16 protein-coding genes and 1 pseudogene are annotated in these 23424 nt (G+C 38.1%); 10 read left to right on the forward strand and 7 right to left on the reverse strand.

Annotation, left to right across the window (positions count from 1 at the left end):
* Window position 1: 1 nt before the first annotated feature.
* The 4 genes from ABXH06_RS12100 (at window position 2) to ABXH06_RS12115 (ending at window position 7473) form a co-directional block, all read left to right on the forward strand.
* Window positions 2-1270: an efflux RND transporter periplasmic adaptor subunit gene (locus ABXH06_RS12100; RefSeq protein WP_353518380.1), complete on the forward strand. Its 1269-nt coding sequence runs from the start codon at window positions 2-4 to the stop codon at window positions 1268-1270.
* A gap of 11 nt (window positions 1271-1281) precedes the next feature.
* The gene (locus ABXH06_RS12105; protein ID WP_311578976.1) at window positions 1282-4482 is read left to right on the forward strand and encodes an efflux RND transporter permease subunit; all 3201 of its coding nucleotides are present in this window, start codon (window positions 1282-1284) and stop codon (window positions 4480-4482) included.
* A gap of 427 nt (window positions 4483-4909) precedes the next feature.
* Window positions 4910-6973 carry a CapA family protein gene (locus ABXH06_RS12110; protein ID WP_353518381.1) on the forward strand — a complete coding sequence of 688 codons (2064 nt, stop codon included), beginning with the start codon at window positions 4910-4912 and terminating at the stop codon, window positions 6971-6973.
* A gap of 35 nt (window positions 6974-7008) precedes the next feature.
* Window positions 7009-7473 (forward strand): arginine repressor, encoded by a 465-nt coding sequence (locus ABXH06_RS12115; RefSeq protein ID WP_353518382.1) that lies wholly within the window; start codon window positions 7009-7011, stop codon window positions 7471-7473.
* Window positions 7474-7585: 112 nt separating this feature from the next.
* Here ABXH06_RS12115 and dgcA read toward each other — a convergent pair whose 3' ends face one another.
* The 4 genes from dgcA to gltS form a co-directional block, all read right to left on the reverse strand.
* Complete coding sequence (dgcA, locus tag ABXH06_RS12120; RefSeq protein WP_353518383.1) at window positions 7586-8608, reverse strand: N-acetyl-D-Glu racemase DgcA; 1023 nt, start codon at window positions 8606-8608, stop codon at window positions 7586-7588.
* Between the two features lie 10 nt (window positions 8609-8618).
* Window positions 8619-9617, reverse strand: a complete 999-nt coding sequence (dgcN, locus tag ABXH06_RS12125; protein ID WP_353518384.1) for an N-acetyltransferase DgcN — start codon at window positions 9615-9617, stop codon at window positions 8619-8621.
* Window positions 9618-9740: 123 nt separating this feature from the next.
* Window positions 9741-10625: a LysR family transcriptional regulator gene (locus tag ABXH06_RS12130; protein WP_353518385.1), complete on the reverse strand. Its 885-nt coding sequence runs from the start codon at window positions 10623-10625 to the stop codon at window positions 9741-9743.
* Between the two features lie 36 nt (window positions 10626-10661).
* Window positions 10662-11876 (reverse strand): sodium/glutamate symporter, encoded by a 1215-nt coding sequence (gltS, locus tag ABXH06_RS12135; protein ID WP_353518386.1) that lies wholly within the window; start codon window positions 11874-11876, stop codon window positions 10662-10664.
* Between the two features lie 400 nt (window positions 11877-12276).
* Here gltS and ABXH06_RS12140 point away from each other — a divergent pair, with 400 nt between their 5' ends.
* From ABXH06_RS12140 to ABXH06_RS12155, 4 genes are all read left to right on the forward strand, one after another.
* Complete coding sequence (locus tag ABXH06_RS12140) at window positions 12277-15126, forward strand: TonB-dependent receptor domain-containing protein (protein ID WP_353518387.1); 2850 nt, start codon at window positions 12277-12279, stop codon at window positions 15124-15126.
* 93 nt (window positions 15127-15219) lie between these two features.
* Entirely contained in the window at window positions 15220-16404 is a 1185-nt protein-coding gene (locus tag ABXH06_RS12145) for a M14 family metallopeptidase (protein WP_353518388.1), read from the forward strand.
* 62 nt (window positions 16405-16466) lie between these two features.
* Window positions 16467-17999 carry an N-acyl-D-amino-acid deacylase family protein gene (locus ABXH06_RS12150; RefSeq protein WP_353518389.1) on the forward strand — a complete coding sequence of 511 codons (1533 nt, stop codon included), beginning with the start codon at window positions 16467-16469 and terminating at the stop codon, window positions 17997-17999.
* Window positions 18000-18206: 207 nt separating this feature from the next.
* Window positions 18207-18812 (forward strand): substrate-binding periplasmic protein, encoded by a 606-nt coding sequence (locus ABXH06_RS12155; RefSeq protein ID WP_353518390.1) that lies wholly within the window; start codon window positions 18207-18209, stop codon window positions 18810-18812.
* 18 nt (window positions 18813-18830) lie between these two features.
* On the opposite strand, the gene ABXH06_RS12160 is transcribed toward ABXH06_RS12155, so the two are convergent.
* Both ABXH06_RS12160 and ABXH06_RS12165 read right to left on the reverse strand, forming a co-directional pair.
* Window positions 18831-19010, reverse strand: a complete 180-nt coding sequence (locus tag ABXH06_RS12160; protein ID WP_353518391.1) for a hypothetical protein — start codon at window positions 19008-19010, stop codon at window positions 18831-18833.
* Between the two features lie 199 nt (window positions 19011-19209).
* Window positions 19210-20371: pseudogene (locus ABXH06_RS12165) on the reverse strand (IS110 family RNA-guided transposase).
* A gap of 357 nt (window positions 20372-20728) precedes the next feature.
* Between ABXH06_RS12165 and ABXH06_RS12170 the strand changes: the two are divergent.
* Together ABXH06_RS12170 and ABXH06_RS12175 are read left to right on the forward strand one after the other, a co-directional pair.
* Complete coding sequence (locus ABXH06_RS12170; RefSeq protein WP_353518392.1) at window positions 20729-20899, forward strand: hypothetical protein; 171 nt, start codon at window positions 20729-20731, stop codon at window positions 20897-20899.
* Between the two features lie 375 nt (window positions 20900-21274).
* The gene (locus tag ABXH06_RS12175) at window positions 21275-22066 is read left to right on the forward strand and encodes a sulfite exporter TauE/SafE family protein (RefSeq protein ID WP_353518393.1); all 792 of its coding nucleotides are present in this window, start codon (window positions 21275-21277) and stop codon (window positions 22064-22066) included.
* Between the two features lie 105 nt (window positions 22067-22171).
* Here ABXH06_RS12175 and ABXH06_RS12180 read toward each other — a convergent pair whose 3' ends face one another.
* Complete coding sequence (locus ABXH06_RS12180) at window positions 22172-23398, reverse strand: class I SAM-dependent methyltransferase (RefSeq protein WP_353518394.1); 1227 nt, start codon at window positions 23396-23398, stop codon at window positions 22172-22174.
* Between the last annotated feature and the right edge of the window lie 26 nt (window positions 23399-23424).

Consider the following 23424-nt stretch of genomic DNA (forward strand, 5'->3'; position numbering starts at 1 on the left):
AATGAATACAATATTTAGTAAAAAATTATTAGCCGTAGTAATTAGCAGCCTGTTAGTTGGGTTTACTACAAATCATGACGCTTTTGCACAGTCGTCAGATGGTACTGGCTCTGTCACAAAAGTTTCGAAGCAAGATGTAAAAGAACATAAAGATGATCATGGCGAACATGGTCACGATAAAGGACATAAAGAAGAAAAAGATGACCATGACGAACATGATCACGAAAAAGTAAATAAGGAAGGAAAAGATGAAGAGCATGAAGAAGGTATCACTATTGATCCAAAGAAGATGTCGCTTGCTAACATTAAAGTGGAAAGTGTTAAGCCTGAATATCAATTTAGCACCGTATATGCACCAGGCGAAATAAAAGCTAATGGCTATAAAAGTTATGTGGTATCGCCACGTACAGAGTCAGTCATTATTAGTCGCCATGCAGCGCTTGGAGAGCATGTAGAAATAGGTCAGAAGTTAGTTACATTATTTAGTGAAGCAATGGCACAAGCACAGGCTGACTATTTAATCGCTTCAACCGAATGGCAACGTGTGAAAAAGCTGGGTAACAAGACGGTGAGTGAAAGTAGATTATTACAAGCAGAGACTACATACAATGCGAGTTACGGGAAGCTTATTGCTTTAGGGTTAACTGAAAAAGCAATAGATGGCATTTCTAACAAAGACATAAAAGCGTTTGGGCAATATACATTAATTGCTCAGCGTGAAGGGGTTGTACTTCAAGACGATTTTATCCAAGGGCAACGTGTTGATGCTGGTGATTCAGTAATGTTGTTAGCAGATGAAAAACAACTATGGGTTGAAGCAAAAGTTTCTCCAAATAAAAAGCTGAATTTATCAATTGATTCTCCTGCGGTACTTAAATTAGAAGGCCAGAGTTACAATGCCAAAGTTATCCAAGAAGCCCATACAATTGACCCTATTACTCGTACTCGAATTATTAGGTTAGGAGTAGATAATTCGGATGATAATCTTCATTCAGGCATGTTTGTAAAAGTTTACTTTCAGTTTGCCACAAAGCAGAAAGTGATGGCTGTGCCAGAAGAAGCATTGATCCGCAGCGCAGATGGTGATTGGACAGTATTTGTCGAAGACCACCCTGGAGAATTTAAAGCTGTAGAAATAGAACTAGGCCGAGCCTTAGGTGGTTTTAGAGAAATCATTGGCCTTGATAGTGGAACGCGAATTGTAACTAAAGGCGCATTTTTTGTTGCGTCTGAAATCGCTAAAGGCGGATTTGATCCGCACAACCACTAGGGAGCAAGACTATGTTTAATAAAATAATAGATTGGTCTGTTAATAATAGACTCCTGATTTTGATTGCGCTGTTTGCCACTATGGTTGGTGCAGTTATGGTGATTCCAAAATTAAATTTGGATGCCTTTCCTGATGTTACTAATGTTCAAGTTGCTGTAAATACTGAAGCGCCAGGACTGGCTGCTGAAGAAGTTGAACAACTCATTACGTACCCCATTGAAGCGGTAATGTATGCCCTACCTGATGTAGAACAAGTGCGCTCAATTTCTAAAACAGGCTTGTCTGGCGTTACGGTTGTTTTCAAAGAAGGCACCGACATTTACTTTGCAAGACAACTCGTATTTGAGCGTCTTCAAGCCGCAAAAGAACTGATACCAGAAGGTGTTGGGACACCCGAAATGGGACCAAACACCTCTGGGCTGGGCCAAGTATTTCAGTATCTTCTTATTTCAGATAAAGGTGCAGGTTATGATGCTATGGCGCTTCGAAGCCTTAACGATTGGATTGTTAAGTTACTCGTTATGCCTGTCGATGGAGTCACTGATGTATTATCTTTTGGTGGTAATGTTAGGCAATACCAAGTCAATGTCGATCCATCTAAGCTCTTAGCATATGAACTAACGCAAGAAGACGTTGTTGGTGCCCTAGATAACAACAATGCGAATGTTGGCGGATGGTACATGAACCGTGGGCAAGAGCAGCTTGTGATTAGAGGCACAGGCTGGTTTGAGAGTGGTGAGGCTGGCATCAGTAATATCAAACAAGTTCCCGTTAAAACAGTCGATGGTACGGTTGTTACGGTTTCAGATATTGCTAAAGTTGAAATGGGCAGTGAAATTCGTCAAGGTGCTGTCACCATGACGCGCAAAACCGAAGACGGTAAAGTCGAAAATTTAGGCGAAGTTGTCTCTGGCATTGTCTTAAAACGCATGGGTTCAAATACTAAAGCCACCATTGATGGTATCAATGCAAGAATTCCATTAATTAGTCAAGCATTGCCAAAAGGTGTTCGCTTTGAGCCTTTTTATGATCAGGCTGATTTGATTGAAAAAGCGGTAAATACAGTGGTTGATGCACTATTACTAGCATTTATTTTCATCTGTATTGTATTAGCACTATTTTTAATGAATTTACGTGCAACCTTCTTGGTATTAATATCTATTCCAATTTCAATTGGTATCGCGTTAATGATCATGGCTTGGTGGGGCATTTCTGCAAACCTTATGTCACTGGGTGGCATAGCGGTCGCTATTGGTATGCTTGTAGATGGCTCAGTGGTTATGGTTGAAAATATGTTTAAACATTTAAATAGACCTGACGCGACACATTCGAAATCGGTAAAGGAACGTGTTCCAACTTCTGACGCAGATCCGCACGATGTAGAACACGATGAGCACGGCATTAAATTACGTCTGCAAAATGCAGGTAAAGAAGTGGCTCGTCCCGTCTTTTTTGCTGCCTCGATTATTTTAGTCGTATTTGCGCCATTGTTCAGCTTTGAAGGGGTTGAAGCAAAGTTATTCCAACCTATGGCAATAAGCATCATCTTAGCCGTTGTATCTGCGATTGTGGTTGCGTTGTTTATCGTACCTGCACTGGCAACTTATTTATTTAAGTCAGGTGTAAAAGAGAGGGAAAGCTTTGTTCTTAGGCCATTAGACAAACTCTACAGAAAAGGGCTTACATTCGCACTAAAACGCACCAAGTTAGTCATTTCAGCCGCACTTATATTAGTTTTCTCTGCCTTTGCATTAGTTCCATTAATTGGTACTGAATTTGTACCTGAGTTAGAAGAAGGGACGATAAACTTAAGAGCAACGCTGGCACCTTCTTCCAGTTTAGATACCGCGCTCACTGTGGCACCAATTCTAGAAGAAAAACTAATGGCTTTTCCTGAAGTAACCTATGCATTAAGCCGAATTGGTCGAGCCGAAATAGGTGGAGATCCAGAGCCTGTGAATAACATAGAAATTTACATAGGGTTGAAGCCTGTTTCTGAGTGGACCAGTGCATCTAATCGATATGAACTTCAAGGGAAAATGGAGAGATCTTTAGAGGAGTTTCCTGGCTTACTACTAAACTTTTCTCAACCTATTGCGACTCGTGTTGATGAGTTACTATCTGGCGTAAAAGCTCAGTTGGCGATAAAGTTATTTGGCCCTGAGTTAGACGTTTTAGCAGCTAAAGGACAAGAGATCGAAGCGGCTATAAAGAGTGTTGATGGTGCAAGAGATGTTGCTCTTGAGCAAATTGCAGGTGAAGCGCAACTTGTCGTAAAACCTAATAGGCAAGAGCTATCGCGCTTTGGACTTTCAGTTGTTGATATAATGGAAGTTGTGCGAGATGGTATTGGAGGGGTTGAAGCTGGACAAATCATCAAAGGCAATGAACGTTATGATATTTACGTGCGTATTGAAGAAGAGTACCGACAAAATAAGGAAGCTATTTCAGATATTCGAATTCAGTCACCAACAGGCGCCTGGGTACGCTTAGGTGATGTTGCAACTGTTTCATTTGAATCAGGTCCTCCTCAAGTAAGGCGCGATGATGTTCAAAGGCGTGTCGTTATTCAAGCAAACGTTCAGAATAGAGATATGGGTAGTGTAGTAGCCGACATCAGAAAAGTTATTGCTGAGAAAGTTGACCTACCTTCAGGCTACTCGGTAGCAATAGGTGGACAATTCGAAAGCCAACAGCGTGCTCAAAAAAGACTAGCTATCGTTGTACCTTTATCTTTAGCGCTAATTGCATTGTTACTTTACTTTGCTTTTAGCTCTGTTGGTCAAGCTATGCTGATTTTAGTTAATGTGCCACTTGCCGTTATTGGTGGCGTATTTTCTTTGTACATATCAGGACAATATCTATCCGTACCAAGCTCCGTTGGCTTTATTACCTTATTTGGTGTAGCGGTATTGAATGGGGTCGTTATGGTAGAAAGTATCAACCAACGTATTAAAGACGGACTTGACGCATCTAAAGCCGTTTTTGAAGGTGCTACTTCAAGATTAAGACCTGTACTAATGACTGCTATAACATCTGCATTAGGCTTAATCCCAATGCTAATGTCGAATGGTGTAGGTGCAGAAATACAACGTCCACTTGCCAGTGTTATTGTAGGTGGCTTGGTAACGGCCACGCTGTTAACACTGTTCGTATTACCTGTTTTATATAGCTGGTTTTCAAGGAAAAAAATAGAAGAGCTATCCAGATAAAATAACTGAGACCTCTAACCCCACGCTAAAGTCACGTTTAGCGTGGGATTAGTCGTGTGCATATGCGCTAGAACAAAGATTATATTTAACAATATAACTAATAGTCATGACTGCTTTGTCGCAACATTTGTCCTTAGACAGGCCAAAGCTAACTTCCGCTTTCGTATCAAAGTGATCATTAGGAACGATGGTTTTGGCTCATGAAAAGGGTCGGCTTTGTGGTAAAAATGATAGTTAGCACTAACTCGTTATGGGGTACTTAGCGCCTTAGAATTTTTATCAACATACCTTAGAGTGGAAATACAATTAAAGTAGTGTATATATTTTGTATAGCTATAGGTTATGTTACGGCAAAATATAAGAATAAATGGTATTTGAAATTATCTATTATAATAATTGTATAAAAAATCAATATAGATAGGGATTTATGAAGTTACTCTGGGTGATAACGTTTATTCTTGGTAGCGTAGCTTGTCAAGCAAGCGAATTATTTACAATTAAAGGGAAAATACTGAATGCAAAAGGTCACCCTATTGATGGTGTTGTAATCTCTTTGTTAGATACAAAGTCTAAAACAGATGAAAGAGGTAATTTTAAATTAACAACTTCGATTACTGAAATATATCAACTTAAATTGGCTCACCCACATTACTATCCGAGTATTCAAACATTTAGCCATTATGAGTTAACTCCAACTAATTCTGCATCTACAAGTGTTAATGACATCTATTTAGTTGAAAAACAAAAAGGTAGAGTCATGATGGCATTTGCTGGTGATGTAATGATGGGGCGTCGCTACTATAAACCTTACTTTGGTGATGATGTGCTTATTGAGTCAGATGATAAACTTGCTGGTAGTAAAGCTATTGTAGAGCACATAAAACCATACATGAGTTTGGCAGATTACGCCGCAGTTAATTTAGAAACACAAATTGCAAAGGAAAAGCCAACTGAGCGAGCACCTAAATCAGTTACTTTTTACTCTCAGCCGGAAACATTAGATGCGTTAGCTTGGGCTGGTATTGATTATGTGTCTTTAGGTAATAATCATACTTATGATTATTTGGACTCGGGTTTACATTCTACATTAGCGTATTTAGATGATAGCGCTTTAGCATATTCTGGGGCCGGCATTAACGAAGAAACAGCACTTAAGGCACATACAGAAATCATAAAAGGTATTAAATTTTCTATGCTAGGCTATGTTGGCTGGGAAGGGAGTGCTAATCCCACTCAAACTGCAAATTATCAACATGGTGGTGCTGCTTACGGCTCAATGGAAAATATCCATAAATCTGTTGTTAAACAAGTAGTAGAAGATAGGGTAACTATTGTGCAATATCATGGCAGCCAAGAATACGCCAACAACCCTACTGGTGTTACAGAGCAGCGTTTAAAATCAGCTCTCGATGCAGGAGCATCACTTGCAATAGCTCATCACCCTCATGTTACTCAAGGACTTGAGTTATATGATAATAAGTTAATTGCTTACTCAATGGGTAATTTTATTTTTGATCAAAATTTTAGCGCCACTCAGCATAGTCTTATTCTTTATGTCTGGCTTGATGATGGAGAATTTCATCGTGCAGAAATCGTTCCTTTATACGTCAAAGGTTACAAGCCAACACCTGCAACAGGCATGCATCGCTATACCGTAATGAAAAGACTAACGGAGCTTTCAAAAAAACGAAATACTACTATCTCAATTTCAGGCGGCCATGGTGTTATCAAATCACATAGTCAGCAATTAGCAGAGCAAGAAAAGCCGGCGGGAAAAATGCAACTTGCTATTGCTAGCAATGAAAAAACTATCCCGCTTTATCAATTGCCATGGAATCGTAGTATTACCCATGTGCAAATGCCGAATTCAAGTGTTGCATACCGTTTAGGTACCAATTTAATTAACGGTAGTGATTTTGAAAGTTTTGCATTATTCGATAGTCCTGAACGTGGTTGGTTATTTGATCATAGTGCAACGACATTGAATAACTTTGGTGCTAGTGGTAGCCATAGCTTAGCAATAAAAATTGAACCGAAGTCGCAGAGTAATTTTGGCATGCAAAGTTTTAGACGAGTTTATAAAGCTAGTAGTGTTATGACGATTAAAGCAAAATTCAAGGTAGAAACACCAGTAAAAATTAATTTTTACTGGCAAGGCCGAAAAAATCGTCAAAAGCTGTTTGATGCCTTCGAAAATAGTCCTAAACATTTAATCAGAGCTGTTGAGTTATCACCAAATAATGACTGGCAAAACGTTGAGATAGATTTCAATTCACCACGTATAGGCTATAAAAGTTTTCGAGTTTTAGCTGAGATGGAGTCATTAGATGGAAAAGTGACTAAAGTAAATATTGACGATTTTGCCTTAATTGAATGGCAAAGCGCATTTAGTAAGCAAGTAAAGCCTAATTTTTATAATATTTTGAGTTATCAAGCTTCATATTTGGGTGTTGATAAAAATGTTTCGAAGCCAATAATACTGACATTTTAATCTTAATAAATAAGTCTTTAGAAGTGATTAAGTAAATGATTGTTACCGAACCTGAATTGATATGCACCCTAAAATCATTGATCCGAAGAAAGGTGTTTGGATCGCAATCACAATTAGTTAAAGCTTTATCGTTGCATGGCTTTGAAAACGTTACACAGACCCGTGTTTCGCGTTTACTCCATAAAATCGGAGCAATAAAAATTCGTAATCACAGGAACGATGTTATCTATACATTACCAGAAAAACAACAGGTTCCAACAGGACAACAAGCAATTGATTCTGTAATTCTTGATATAAAGCATAATAATATGCATATTATTATTAAAACAGTGATTGGTGCGGCTATTTTAATCTCTAAAATGATTGAAAATCTTGGTGAGCAGGCTGGTATATTAGGCTGTATGTCTAGCGACAATACCATTTTAATTATTCCTACAGAGATTGATCAAATTCAGCAAATAACTAACACGATTATTGAATACTTGGATGTTAATCTTTGATGATTAGTAGCTTAACGTTCCAAATATTTATTTGGAAATATTCATATAAAAAGCCCTGCAAGCAGGGCAAGACATTTATGACATAATGTCAAGGAAACAGGGGGAAATGTGGTTAGCAGGTAATCGTAGTCGCAGCTAAAAGTGTGTTGTTGCCACCCCAAAGTTTTTCAGATAACGGTTGCATAACACCTTTTTCAAACTCAAAGCCATGTTGACGATCATCACTAATTAAGAGTGGGCCATCTAAATCAACAAATTTGGCTTCATTTACTAATAGTGCGGCAGGTGCCATGGCTAATGAACTACCAACCATGCAGCCTAACATAAGCTCAAAACCTTGTTTTTTGGCTGCTTGAGCTAATAAAACTGCTTCTGTTAAACCGCCGGTTTTATCTAACTTAATATTTACAACTTGATAACGGTTTATTAAATATTCGAGTTCTGCCCGGGTATGACATGATTCATCGGCACATAGCGGTACAGGCGACGAAAAATTAATTAACTCCTGATCTTTACCAGCTGGCAATGGTTGCTCAATAAGTACCACATTTAGTGCTTTTAATTGCAGGCAACATTGAGTTAAATCTTCAATGCTCCAACCTTCGTTAGCATCAACAATAAACTCACTGTTAGGGGCTGCTTGTTGAATTGCAGTCATCTTCTTGATGATATCTTGATTATCAAGTTTAACTTTAACGAGTGGCGGATTATTGAGTTTAGCCACCGCATTTGCCATTGCTTCTGGGATATCAATACTTAATGTTTGCGCCGTAACACAAGGCTTTGCTTGTGGAAGTTGTAGTAGTTTTGCTACTGAGGTTTGCTGTTGTTTCGCCTGTAAGTCCCACCAAGCACAATCAAGTGCATTACGCGCTGCTCCTGAAGGTAAAGCCTCTATATATTCATTGATATTGTCACTACTGATACTTTTTTCAGGCAAAGAGCGAACCTGCTGACTAACACTATCTACAGATTCTTGATAGCGTGCATAAGGTACTGCTTCAGCCCAACCGGTATTTTTACCGTCACTAATGGTGACTACAACAACGTCTGCTTGTGTTTTGGCACCTCGGGCGATGCGGAAAACATTTTTTAAAGGCAGTTGTTGATGAACAACACGAATAGTTAAGTTCATTGATTTTTGCCTATTTCAAAGTTGAGACGATACTGTCAGTACCATCACGTAATGGGTCAACACACGGCAGAGAAAATTCTTCGCTTAGTTTGGTACAAATTCGTAACCCTTCCTCAATACTAACGCTTGAAGTATTCACTGTAATACCTACAACTTTTGCATTAGGATTAGTGAGTTTAGCTGCTTGCAAGTTCAACGATATAGTCTCCTCTATACTTGGAAATTGACTATTAGGTAGGCCACGCATGTGATTACGGTTTATATCATGACAAACTACTAAAGCATCAGGTTGTGAACCATGTAATAAGCCTAAACTTACACCAGCAAAAGCAGGGTGTGATAATGAGCCTTGACCTTCAATAATGTCCCAATGTTCGCTATCATGATCAGGAGAAAGTGATTCTGTAGCCCCGGATAAAAAGTCAGAAATAACACAATCAATTGCGACACCTTGCCCAGCAATTAAAATACCGCATTGTCCCGTAGCACGAAAATCGACATCAAAACCAAGCTTTTTCATCGATTTTTCAAGGCTTAATGAGGTGTACATTTTACCCACCGAGCAGTCAGTACCAACAGTAAGTAAGCGTTTACCCGTGCGCTTTACGCCGGTACCGGTAACAAATTCGGCTTTAGGATGACGAATGTCGAGCAATCGCTGCTGGGTTTGTTGTGCCTTTTCAACGACTTCTGGAAAATCACTTAATTTATCGTGTAAACCTGAAACGATATCCATGCCGTTGTTCATTGCTTCTAGAATATAAGGTAACCATTTCTGATCAAGTACACCGCCACTGTTGGCAAAACCTAATATGAATGACTTAGCCCCTTTAGCTGCTGCTTGTGCAATGTCCATTTTATCAATGCCGGTGCTAACCGTACAACCGTTAACGCTGTATTCACCAACACAAAGTTCAGGGCGCCAATCTGCTGCACCACGTGCCATTTTAATTGAAAGCTGGTCGGTGGCGTCACCAATAAATAACAGATAAGGAGAAGCAATTTTCATAATGAAGTTCCTAAATTTAAATGCTGGGATAGCAGAGTTTTTCTAATTCCGAGCTTAACTTAGTGAGCAAACATTAAAAGTGAGAAGGCTTTTATCGATCATAACCTGTGGTTATGATTCTATTTAACTATTTGAAATTCCTTGGGTTAAATATGGTATGAATTCATCAATTACTTTAGATTTAGCTCTGTTTTCTAATTGTACGGCATTAATGTTAAAAGTAAGCGCAGGCTCAAACGAGGCGATAGCAACATTGTCAGACAAATTTCCTTCTGCGGTGTAGCGATCAACAACACAGACCCCAAGTCCTCTGGCGACTAATCTAGCAGCAATAAAGTAGGTTTGCACCTTGATCGATGACATAATACCAATATTTTCTTCCATCACCCGTGCCCACAACATATCAGCCAAGGGACCGCTGTCGCTTATGTCGATAAACTCTAAATCGCAAACTTGGGATAAGGTTAATTTATCTGGGCAATCAGGAAACTTGTCTTTTGGATAAACAATTACTAGTTCAGATTCTGCTAAAGGAATTGAGGTAATACCTGGCATGCTATGTGGCGAGAATAAAATCGCTAAGTCGCACTTATGCTCAAGCAATGACTGCATGACAGCATCGTTATGAATGGTTTGAATATCGAAAGTGACATTTGGATAATCTTGATGATAATTAGCGATAACATTTGGAATGGCATCAAATCCTAACGCTGGTGTTACGCCTAAAGCGATACTGCCAAACTCTGATTTTTTAATATTTTGTGCGGTATTTTTAATTGAACGCATTTGCTGATAAATCTTATCAACTTCGTCAAAAAGCATCTCTGCTTCATCGGTTGGAATAAGCCGACCTTTAACACGTTCAAATAAATTGAAGCCGAGTTGTAGCTCGGCATGTGACAATACTTTACTGACCGATGGTTGCGATACATGCAGTATTTTGGCTGCATTAGTAATTGAACCCGTAGTGTAAATGGCGTGAAAAATTTCAATGTGTCGTAAGCGCATTTTACGTCCTCAGTAAAGTTTGTTAGCTAAAGTGAGTTAATCACTCAGAAATGGCAAGCTTAAATATAACTGTATAATCAAAGCATTGGTGATATCAATAAAAAATGCCCCAACTAATGGCACTACTAAAAATGCTTGTGGTGACGGACCGTGGCGAGAAACGAGTGATTCCATATTAGCAACCGCTGTTGGTGTGGCACCTAAGCCAAAACCACAATGTCCACCTGCCATAATTGCGGCATTATAGTTTTTACCCATCACTCTAAAGGTAATGAAATAAGCAAATAACATCAGCGTGACTGCTTGTATTAAAATCATAAAAATCATTGGGCCAGCTAAACTCACCAGCTCCCATATTTTTAATGACATCAGCGCCATAGCAAGAAATATTGATAGAGACATAGTACCCCACAAATCGACACACGCTCGGCTGACTTTATAAATTTTAGTAAATTCTGTCAGGTTGGTAATGACAACACCAAACAGCAATGGAATTAGAAAAGCTGGCAACACTACTTCTATGACTTTTAAGGCTTCATAACCCATACGTCCTAAATACATACATAGTAGAATTACAAACAAGGTTTCCATCATTTTCTTTGGGGTAACTAAGTCGTGATCTTCTGGGTCAAAGGTAATGGTGTCATCTAATTCTTCATGGTAAGAAGTATCCGCTTTGAGGTTATATTTCGTGATCAATTTTTTACTGACAGGTCCGCCCGCTAAACCACCTAAAATTAGCCCTAAAGTTGCTGCTGCCATGGCTAATTCAAAAACGCTGCTGTGCATACCGTATTCATTAATAAATAGGTCGGCATAAGTTGCACCATTGCCGTGTCCACCAGAAAGTGTCACTGAACCACCAATGAGCCCCATCAAGGGTTCCATGCCAGTCGCTGCGGCAATGGAAACACCTACGGCATTTTGTAGAAGCAAGTACAAGGTTGCAACACCTAAAAAGAGGGCTACTTTCGGGCCACCTTTAAGTAATAAGGTAAAGCTTGCCCCTAAACCGACAGTAGTAAAAAACATGGTCATTAATGGATTTTTAAACGCCATATCAAATTGAAAGTTCACATCAAAATAGATATGTGCTATTGCAGAGAGTATAGAAAAAGCTATACCACCAACCACAGGTTCTGGAATGTTGTTATTTTTTAGAAAAGCAACTTTGCTATTTAAGTAATAACCAGAAAAAAGAATGACAAGTGAAACTAGCAGAGTTTCAGCGGTAGATATTTCAATATTCATATGAGCATTTAACCTTTTTCTATTTGGCGTTTGTTCGTCATCGCATGATTCTTATATGGACAATGCATCGTAATTCGATTGTAAAGAGATAATCATTCGATCAGCAGTTCAAAATTTTAAGTGAGTCATAACCAAAGGTTTTACATGCTCGCTGGATGTATTGCCTTTGTACCGAGCGAAAGTGCGTTGGAGCTTAGAATAGAAATATCGGGTATTAGCTGATTGCCATTAAAAATTGGCTGAATTTGTAACTTTGCTATAACTTTAGGTTATGGGTTGTAAACGAACAGTCAATGGTATTGCGTTTGTTAATTCGGCATGGTGAACCTAACAACAAAAATGAATATAAAAATATTCGATAAATATAACATAATAAATGCAACTTATGATGGTGAGAGTGATGAAACAACAAGCGATGTATAAGCATAAGTTAAAGCGCCTAAGTCTATGTGTATTAGCCGCCTTAACAGCCCAATCAACTATTATTCAACAAGCTAATGCTGAAGAAACGACAGCAAAAGAAGAAGAGATAGAAAGAATTAGCATTGTTGGTTCGAATATTAAACGTGCCTCAGATATTGGCGCCTTACCTGTTACCGCATTAACAGAAAAAGATATTGAAAATACCGCAGCAATGTCAGGCGATGAGTTGTTACGTTCAATACCACAAATTGGCGCTGTGAACTTCGGTGCTGCAACAGGTAATGGTGGCGTAAATGATGCTCGTGGTGACGTTGCTTCAATTAACTTACGTGGCGTAGGCTCAGGGAATACCCTAACTTTGTTAAATGGACGCCGACTGGTAACTCACCCGGGTACACAGTCAGAAAACTTTGTTCCTGTTTCAACATCAAATTCTAATACTCTGCCGGTTTCTGGCTTACGATCTTTGCAAGTATTACGCGATGGCGCTGCAGCTATTTACGGCTCTGATGCCGTAGCCGGCGTAGTCAACTACCAACTTAAAGATGACTTTGAAGGCAATCAGGTTAAATTATCGTATGGCGGCTCTGAAGGAACATCATTAGATGAAACTACTTTTAGTTATTTAACGGGGTTTGATTTAAATGAAGGTCGCTCTCACTTAACAGCGTCATTTAGCTACTATGATCGCAATGGCATGATGGCAAGCGAACGCCCCTATTCAGCAAGCCATGACTTACGTGAATATTCAGGCTTACCTGAAGAATTTATTGGTGATACTCAATTAGATAATCGTTCTACGGCAACGCCATGGGGGGATTTTCAATCAGACGCTTTAGGTCGTTTCCATTTACAGCCAGATACCAACTCAGGTTGTGTTGTGAATTTAGATGGTGGTATTTGTGCTGATAGTGGTAGCTTCCCAAGAGACCAGCGCTTTGATCGAGGCACTACTCGCTCATTAGTTTCGGATGTAAGGCGGCTAAATTTTTACAGCTATTTTACGCATGAGATTAACAGTGATTTAGATTTTTTCTCAGAAGTTACCTATTACAATGCGAAAGCTGAGCGAACTCGAGAACAAACACATAACCTAACGGCACAACGTTTCCGTATTTCTGCCGATGCTGCGCATAATCCATTTGGTGAAGAAGTTCTATTACGTAGTTACCGAGCAATTGATACTGGTCCTCGAAATGTCGAAGTTGATGATACTAGCTATCGTGTATTAGGTGGCTTAAAAGGTGCATATAACGATTGGGATTGGGAATCCGCAGCATTTTATACCGCTGCGGAAACTAATGATTCTGCGAATCGTATTCAAGCAAGCAAATTTCAAGCATCAATCAATAGCACAGATCCAACATTAGCCTATAACATCTTTACTGGCGGTGACGTCAATAATCCAAATAGTGGTGATTCAACGTTAAATCCACAAAGTGTGATTGACCAATTTATGGTGAACGTTAATCGTGATTCCAAAACTAGCTTAGCTTCGGTTGACTTTAAAGTGAGTAATGGCGCGCTTTGGACATTACCAGCAGGTGATGTAGGTATTGCTATGGGCGTAGAGTTTAGACGTGAAACTTTTGAAGATGATCGTGACCCATTACTTGATGGCAGCAATCCTTTTGTTGATGCAATAACAGGGGCTGAATTATCAGGAAGTGATGTTTTGGGTAGTAGTCCAACGCCGGATTCAAAAGCCTCTCGCAATGTTACTTCAGCTTATGCAGAATTTTTAGTGCCTTTGATCGATTCTGATTCTCATTATGTTGAATTACAAGTTGCCGGTCGTTATGAAAACTTTTCAGATGTTGGTAGTGCAGTTAAACCTAAGGTTGCTTTATTTTGGGAACCAGCAGGATGGATAAGTTTCCGAGCTTCTTATGCTGGAGGCTTCCGAGCACCAGGTTTACCACAAGTATCAGCAGAAGGTGTACCGCGTTCAAATAGTTTGTATGACCCAGTACTCGATTCAACCTATGGCATTGTTGATATTCGTAGTGGTACCACAGACTTAAAACCAGAAGATGATGAAAATACTTCATTTGGTTTAATATTTGAACCAACCGAAAACTTAACGTTTACATTAGATACTTGGAAGATTAAGCAGAAAGATCTTGTGGGTATTTTACCTGGCTCATCCCACTTACTTTATGATTCATTATTGAGAAGTGAAGGTTCAAGCAATAGTGCTGTTATTCGAGATCCTAATACCAATGAAGTGATACAAATAAATAATGACTATTTGAATTTAGGTGTTCGTAATATTGAAGGTATCGACTTTAGCCTAATCTATGATTGGGAAACAGATTTTGGTGAGTTTGAATTTACTGCCAATGCCGCGAAATTGAATAAATTCGAACAAGAAGCCGATTCAATTTCAGCACAACTCATTGCTGCTCAAGAATCAGGAAACTCAGCCGTACCAGCTGACAGAACAGTTGCAGGAGCAGGTGACTTAATCAAGCAAAATGGTCGTCCAGAATGGCGGGCAAGAGTTTCACTTGATTGGGATTACGACCAATGGGGGGCAGGTATTAATGCAAATTATGTGAGTGAAGTCATTGATACTAGTACTACAGCTACGGTTAATGACGAAGTCATTATGTTGCCAGTAGATAGCTTCACTCGAGTAAATGTTTATGCTGATTATCGCTTTGCTGATGATAGCGCCTTAGATGGTACTAAGATCCGTTTTGGTATTAGAAATATTGCCGATGAAGAGCCGCCATTAGCAGATGAATTGGCACATGGTTATTTTGGAGCTTTACATTCGAATCGTGGTCGTTATTTCTACATGAGTTTAAGAAAAGCTTTTTAAGCTCATCATGACATTAGTTGACATCGAAGGCTCGACTGCAATGCTAGCCGAGCCTTATTTTTCTAAAATTTATTTAATTTTTAAGATGCTGTTATGAAAAAATCACTATTAATTTGCTCATGGTTATTTTCAACTATATTTCTTACCTCGTGTGCAGGAACGGTTGTTGCTACGAAAAGTAACAATGCGCAAGCGTGTAATATTGGTCCTGTGCGTTTGCTTGCCGACTTTGAAGCTAGCAGAATGGACGAGTGCAAGAATGTAGGTGCTAATAATTTCCAAATTGTAATAAAGCCCGAAAATTCACCAATAAACTTAAGCCCATGGTATGCCTTTAAAGTATTGGCAGAAAAGCCGACAGCAGTACGGATCTCCATACGGATAGCTGGTAAAAGAGATAATCGCTACTTACCAAAAATTAGTGACGATATGAAATCTTGGCGGGTACATGATTATAGGTACCGTAAAAAAACCTTAACTATTAATGTTAATGCAGCCCCAAAACCAACATATATTGCTGCTCAAGAGGTGATTAACAACCAATATTACGTTGATTGGGCAAAACACTTAGAAGCTATTAGCCAAGTGAAGCAAAGTAAATTAGGCGAATCAATTCTGGGTAGGCCAATTTACAAGATTGAAAGTAAAGGCAATAGTGATGAGTGGTTGGTGATTCTTGGCCGTTTGCACCCGCCAGAAATAACAGGAGCATTAGCTTTGTTTCCATTTGTAGAAACACTTTTAGCGAATAATTCATTCGCCGAGAGTTTTCGCAAAAAATATAACCTACTTATTATTCCCAATTTAAACCCTGATGGAGTTGCCATGGGCAATTGGCGTCATAATGCTAACGGTGTTGATTTAAATCGTGATTGGATTACCTTTAAACAACCTGAAACTACCCAAGTACATCAATACTTGCAAGCGCTTGTTGCCAATGGCGAAAAGGTAAAGTTTGCTGTTGATTTTCACTCTACACAACATGATGTTTTTTATACTATGCCTGTATATTACGGCGTTGAAGAGCCCTACTTTGTAAAACACTGGCTAGGCGCACTAAATCAAGCTATGCCAAATTTTGAGGTAGTTCAAAAGCCAGGAAACAAGCCTAATAATGGTGTTTCAAAACAATATTTTGCTGACAATTATCAAGTGCATGCCATCACTTACGAAATGGGTGATGAAACTAATCGTGATATTATTAAAGTAATTGCTAATAATGCAGCTATAACATTAATGCAAACAATGATGTCAGGTGCTGATCATAATAAAGAGTAAATTTGTCGATGAGATATTTTAATAGGGCTGTCGTTATAGGCCTAACAATGCTGGGGTTATCAATGTTGAATGCTTGTTCTGAGCATAAGCCTAAAGCAGTAACAAAAAAGCCAACGCCGATTGATACCTTAATAATTAACGGCACTGCTTATGACGGTATTAATCTTGAAGCTCAGACAATCGATGTAGCTATATGTGGTAGCGACATATGTGGTATTTATCGACAAGGTCAGCATAACGTACAAGCGAAAAATATAATTGATGCCAGGGGTAAAATTGTCAGCCCAGGATTTATCGACCCTCATACTCACACATTAGAAGAATTATATAGTAACGACAAAAACCATAATCTTAATTATTTAACGCAAGGAGTGACTAGCGTTGTAAATGGTAATGACGGCGAAGGGCCTGTTGATGTTGCGAAAACGGCGCTAGAGCTTGAAGCAAATGGTATAGGTACTAATGTCGCCTTGTTAGTGGGGCATGGCAGTATACGTGAACAAGTAATGGGGCGAGCTCAGCGCTATGCTAGTGCTGAAGAACTAAAGGAAATGTCACAATTACTAACACAAGCAATGGAAGCTGGCGCATTAGGTTTATCAAGCGGTTTGTATTATGTTCCCGGCAGCTTTGCCAACACCGAAGAAGTTATTACTTTGGCAAAAATTGCTAGCAAATATAATGGCATCTATGACACCCATTTGCGTGATGAAAGCACTTTTAATATTGGTTTTCTAGCTGCTTTAGATGAAGCAATTCATATCGCTGATACTGCTGATATTCACTTACATCTTGCGCATATTAAAGCTCTTGGTGTGGATGTTTGGGGGCAAAGTAGTCAAGCGATTGAAAAAATAAATCAAGCACAGGCGAAGGGGGTTAGCATTTCTGCTGATCAATATCCGTGGCTAGCCTCCGGCACTAAGTTACGCAGTGCAGTAATGCCGAAATGGGTAATGGCAGATTCTAAACAAGCTTTTCATCAACGTTTAAATGATGTTAGCTTGGCTGATAAGCTAAGAGCGGAGATTCAAGAAAATGTTCGTCGCCGTGGTGGGCCAACGTCACTGTTGATCACGGCATTTAAAGACTCAGAATTGGTTGGATTAAACTTGGCTGAAGTGGCCAAAATGCGACAACAAGATGCAGTAACTACAGCTATTGAGCTTGTACAAGAAGGTGAAGTGCGCGTGGCGTCATTTAATATGTCACCTACAGATGTTGAAGCTTTTATGATACAGCCATGGGTAGTAACTTCATCAGATGGAACTAATGGGCACCCTCGAAAGTTTGCTAGCTTTCCACAAAAATACCAGCAATATGCTATTAAAAAAGGCCTATTAACTTTAGGTGAATTTATCAATAAAAGCTCAGGGCAAACTGCAAATCTATTGGGTTTGAAGAATCGTGGCCAACTAACCGAAGGCTATAAAGCCGATATTATCATTTTTGATGCCGACAATTTTTCCCCAAATGCTGATTTTTCCAACTGGAATAAATATTCATCAGGCATTGAACAAGTTTGGCTTAATGGGCAAAATGTTATTAAAGATGGTAAGTATCAACAAAAACTTGCAGGTAAGTTTGTTCATTAATTAAAGTTGTAAAATTGCCAATATCACTCATAGTAAACTATTTAAGGTCTCTCGAGAGGAATTTTAAATCTTATGAAATGTTTGATTTTTGTCTTAGTTCTATTATTCTGTGGGCAAACATATGGTGAGAAAATAAAGCAAACTGTAATGAAAGTCGCAGTAGCAGAAGAGTTTAGTCATGGCTTACATAGCAAATATTTATAGTATTTGGCAGGTAAATTAAATTTAACTCTTGAGTTATCTACTATGTCATTTGCCCGCCGTTTGTTGCAAATTAGAAATGGGCAATTAGATCTAATTGTAGGCATTCAAAAAACAGAAGATCGTCAAGATGAATTTATATATATATTTCCTCATTATGAGTTACTTTCATATAGAATTTTCACATTAAAAAATAAAAGAGCCCTCATTCAAACATATCAGGATTTATCTGGAAAAATAATTGGAGTGAACCGTAACTCTAAATATTTTAAAACCTTTGACAACAATGAGTCCGTAGTAAAGTTTAAAGCCCGTGGAGTGTTGCAAAATATTGAATTATTAAAACGTAACCGAATTGATGCTTTCATGCATTATGAAGAAAGTACTACACCTTTATTAGATAAATTGGGTTTAAGTGATGAGGTAGTTAAATCCGTTTACCAACCTAATATAGAAATACGACATTATATTGCGATTTCAAAAAGTTCAGCTTTAAATGTACGATTAGGTGAGCTAGAGCAAATAGTAGAGGATGTAGTTAATAATAAAGACTTTCTAAACATCCGTCTGAATCATTATGCGGAAATGAATGTTACATCAATTGTTCAGTAGTTCAACTTAGCTTTAGCTTTAGTTATACCCCAAAATGAAACTTGATGTATCTTCATTTGTTTTTGTATCATAAAGTAAAGTTGAATCTAATTGGACGTTATTGTCTTTATTATTTTTCTGGATAGCTGTTCTTAATGTGATGTAATTGAAATTTTCATCTAATGTCAATTCGGCATCTTGGGAGTGGCTTATGTTCATGTTTATTCCATATAACGTTATTGAGGGCTTTATCTTCTGATACTTTTAAGGGGATTAATAGCAATAAGTCTTTTGCAATCTATAGACAAAAGTTATGTAGCTTCAAGGTGCAACGAACTTAAAGCAAAAAACTATATTTAAAGAACGATAATATAATTTCTATCTCACTTCACGCCCTGAGCCTGAGATCAAGTTAAATTTAACCTGAAATCAATAGCGAACCTCTATCTTTTAAAACGCGTAAGTATTGAGTTTCATCATATGGTTTTCCATCTTGCCAGCACTTGTAGACGATCCTTATCCACTTGAACGCGAGTGCTCGTATAGCTGCTTGGTGGGAGCTACCTTTTTCTCTTTGTTGTAAATAATATAAATTAGCCCAGTAAGACTTTAGGCGAGAATGGCTTGCCCATTCAATAAACGTTTGTCGTAAAAAGGTGGAGCACTGCCAACGCCAATGAACCCAAGATTTTTGACCACTTCGTTCTGTTACAGGTGCTATACCTGCATATTGTTGAACTTCGTTGGCTGATTTAAATCTACCTCTTTGTTCTCCGAATGCTGCAAGTAACCGTGAGGATAGGGCTGCACCTGCGCCAGGTAAACTATTGAATATAGGAGCGTCCGGTAGCTTATCCATCAATTTTGATATCGACTTATTGTATTCTTGAATGCACTTCATTGAATTTACTATGCGTTCTACATAGAAAATCACTAGCTTGGTATGGCTATCAATAACTGCTTTATCATCCGTGAGAGGTTTGGCTTTTTTTAGCGTGCTGAATGGTTGGCCATCGAGCAATGAAATCACAAAAGATATGCGTATCTTTTTTACAAAACCATTCATTAGCTTGAGGGTAATACTGCTTGATTGTATTAATCATTTGATTCACCACTCGCTGTTTATCATCAACTACTTTTCTACGGTGCTCCACTAAAAACATCAATTTACGCATATTGACACTTTGTTGGCTTAAAGGAGGGAAATGATTTGGGTAACGAAGCATAAGATCTAATGCAAACTCTGCATCAGTAGGATCATCTTTTGCTTTACTGGGTTTAAAAGCTGTTCGGTATTTTGCAATTGTTGTCGGGTTAATAGGGACTATTACAACAAATTCATACCGTTGTAGGGCATATACAATAGGTCCTTTTGTTAACTCAACGGCAACGGCAATTGGTGAGCCAAACCTTTTATTAAGCCCTTTGATCCATTTATCAATTTCATCGACGTCATGCTTAATAACAGAAAACTCGCGTTTACCAGTGAGGGGATCCTGAATGCAGAGGTCATGTTTATCATTTGCCCAATCAATGCCAACAAATGCCTTATAGTTAATGCTATTTAAATGTGAGTTCATGCCAATCTCCTGATTCATTTATACATGCGCTCCCAAACTCTTCGAAAGCAATATAATGAGCGGTTTAAGCAAGCCCTGAGTATTCGTTAATGAGTTTGAGACACTCATAATGTCGAAAGCAAAGCGAAAAACATCGAGTGTTTAGGGGCACGATTCGTACAAAATGAGTGCATGTCTACACATTATAGTAATTGACTGTTATGTAGACAATTGAAGTTATATTGGGGGCGAAACCGAGATAGGGTATATATGCTAAGGACACCTATTATTTAAGGTACATCTATCTTTGAATGTGTTCTTTTGATTTCATAATAAGATTAGCTAAATAAAATGAACTTTAGTTAATGAGGCAATGATATGGGTGAACAAACAGTCAAGTTTGAATTTGAAAAACAGAATAAGAATAGCGTTAGGTACAAAGAAGTGCCTAAAGGTGATATGCCGCCAGTAATAGGAAGTATCTATGTTCAAAAGTGGTATGCTGGAGATGCCAAAGAGATTGAAGTCACAATAACAAAAAAAGGCTAACTAAATTTACTCATTTCAAATCACGTACTTAATAATTCATATTATTTATTAATAGGTTAGATGAGAATCTGATGAGGTTATGGGGTTTGAAAAGTTAGAGTGGTTTGTTAGGACTGACTTAATTATCCAGCTACATTTAGTTAAATATATTGCTAGGACCAACTTATTTTTTTTAATCCATCATAAGTAAGTTACTGGGAGGCTGGATGCAGAGCATATATAGGACCGACTTATTTATCCTCCCACATGTCCAATCAAAGCAAGGTCAAAAAGTAGCATGTAAAATTCGAGCCTCGTAACAACAGGCTCGAATTTATTATCTCTTACTTGACTGAAACATAGTAACTTCTTGCTGTAATTCTTAAGCTGTTTTTCGTGGTAGTTAAAAACGTTAAGTTATATGGCACCAAGAGAAAGATAAATTTAGGTGAAGTAGTCATGGAACCTTCTGCGGCATTGCTTATCGCGATTGTTGTTTTACTTATTGGTATTTCAAAATCAGCTTTTGCAGGCGCATTAGGTGTATTTGCTGTGCCATTATTAATGTTTAAGTTCACGGCAATTGAAGCGATTACTTTGATGTTACCTTTGTTGATTATCGCCGATACGATGAGCATAAAAAGCTTTTGGAAAAAATGGGATAAAGAGTTGTTGGCTTTACTTATCCCAGGGGCGGTCGTCGGAATAGTTATTGCCAATTTACTGATAGATTATATAAATTCAGGGTATTTACGAAATATAATTGCCTATATTTGTATAATATTTGCGCTTAAAAATATTTTCTTTCAACGGTTACAACTTAGTTTTATACAAAATCGTGTCGGGGCTTATTTTATGTCTGCATGTTCTGGGATTTCAAGTACCTTAGTCCATGCTGGAGGCCCACCATTAATCATATATTTTACTGCAATAGGTTTGCCTCGAACCCAATTTGTTGCAACTGCTGCCGCATTTTTCGCAGTGATGAATATCATAAAACTAATGGGGGTATTGTCATTAGGATTATTATCTATTGAAACCGTTATTACTGCGCTGGCGTTTTTCCCGTTGGCTTTGGTGGGTAATTGGTTAGGTTTAAAAATCAATCAAAACTTAGATAAGCAATTATTTGAAAAAGTGATGAATTACGTTTTATTGATTTTAGGAGGGTGGTTAGCAGTTAATTAAATTGTTTTTATCAGCTTCATTGTCAGTTTTAACTGGGTTTAACGAAAAATAAAATGTTGAATTTAAAACAGCCTCAATTATGAGACTGTTTATATGTATGAAATGTTACTTTCTTGCCACTAAATGAATGGTACTGGTTGATCGTTCTAAAAATGCCCCTTCACAATAAGCAAAATAATACAGCCATAATCGTTTAAATGTTTCATCGTAACCTAGTGATGTTAATTCTGACCATGAAGCTAAGAAGTTTTTCCGCCAGTCATCGAGTGTTTTAGCATAGTCCAACCCTATATCGTCTAATGTTTCTATAACTAATTCACTATGCTTAGTGATGTGCTCAGTTAAAACATTAACCGAAGGTAAAAAGCCGCCAGGGAATATATATCTTTGGATAAAATCTACATTATTTTTGTAGTAATCAAACCGCTGATCTGCAATGGTGATTGATTGTATCAGTAGTTTTCCACCGGGCTTTAATCGCTCGTTACACTGTTGAAAAAAACTTGGTAAAAACTCATATCCAACAGCTTCAATCATTTCAATTGACACCACTTTGTCATAACAACCAGACAAATCTCTATAGTCATCTTTTAAAAGTGTGATTTGATTTGAGAGCCCTAATTTTTCAATTCTTGCTTTTGCATAATTATATTGAGCATCTGAGATTGTGGTCGTGGTTACTTTACAGCCATAGTGCTGAGCCGCATAAATAGCTAAGCCGCCCCAACCTGTGCCTATTTCCAATAAATGATCTTTGCAATTGAGTGATAAACGTTGGCAGATAGTGTCTAATTTATAAAGTTGTGCCTCATTTAATGTTGAATCTGTTTTAGGGTATATCGCAGATGAGTACATCATTTCAGGATCAAGAAAACGAGTATATAGCTCATTCCCTAAATCGTAATGTGCCAGTATATTTCGCTTTGAACCTGATTGAGTGTTTTTATTTTGCCAATGGCTGATGGCATTCTTTATTTTATTAGCCCAGGATTTTTTCGCTTCTAACTTGTCTGTTTGTTGTTGAGCTTTAGCAAAAATACGAATAACAGTTGTCAGGTTCGGGCTACTCCATTTACCGTCAATATATGCTTCAGCTACACCTATGCTGCCACCTTTAACAAAGTCTCGATAAACACTAATGTCATGAATATGTATTTTACCTTTAATACTGCTATCTATAATTTCGTTAGGAAAAAATGAACGTGTAGTACCTTCAACAACTTCAAGTTGTCCGTAATTTATTTTCGAAAAAACAGACTGAACGATTGAGCGGCAACGTTTATCAAACCAATTTGCCTCTTTTAATACCATTAGGCCTTTTATCTTTTCCATCTCTGGTTCCTCATAATTCATTTTCA

It is taken from the genome of Thalassotalea sp. SU-HH00458, from assembly GCF_040362795.1.
GTDB classification, from domain to species: domain Bacteria; phylum Pseudomonadota; class Gammaproteobacteria; order Enterobacterales; family Alteromonadaceae; genus Thalassotalea_H; species Thalassotalea_H castellviae.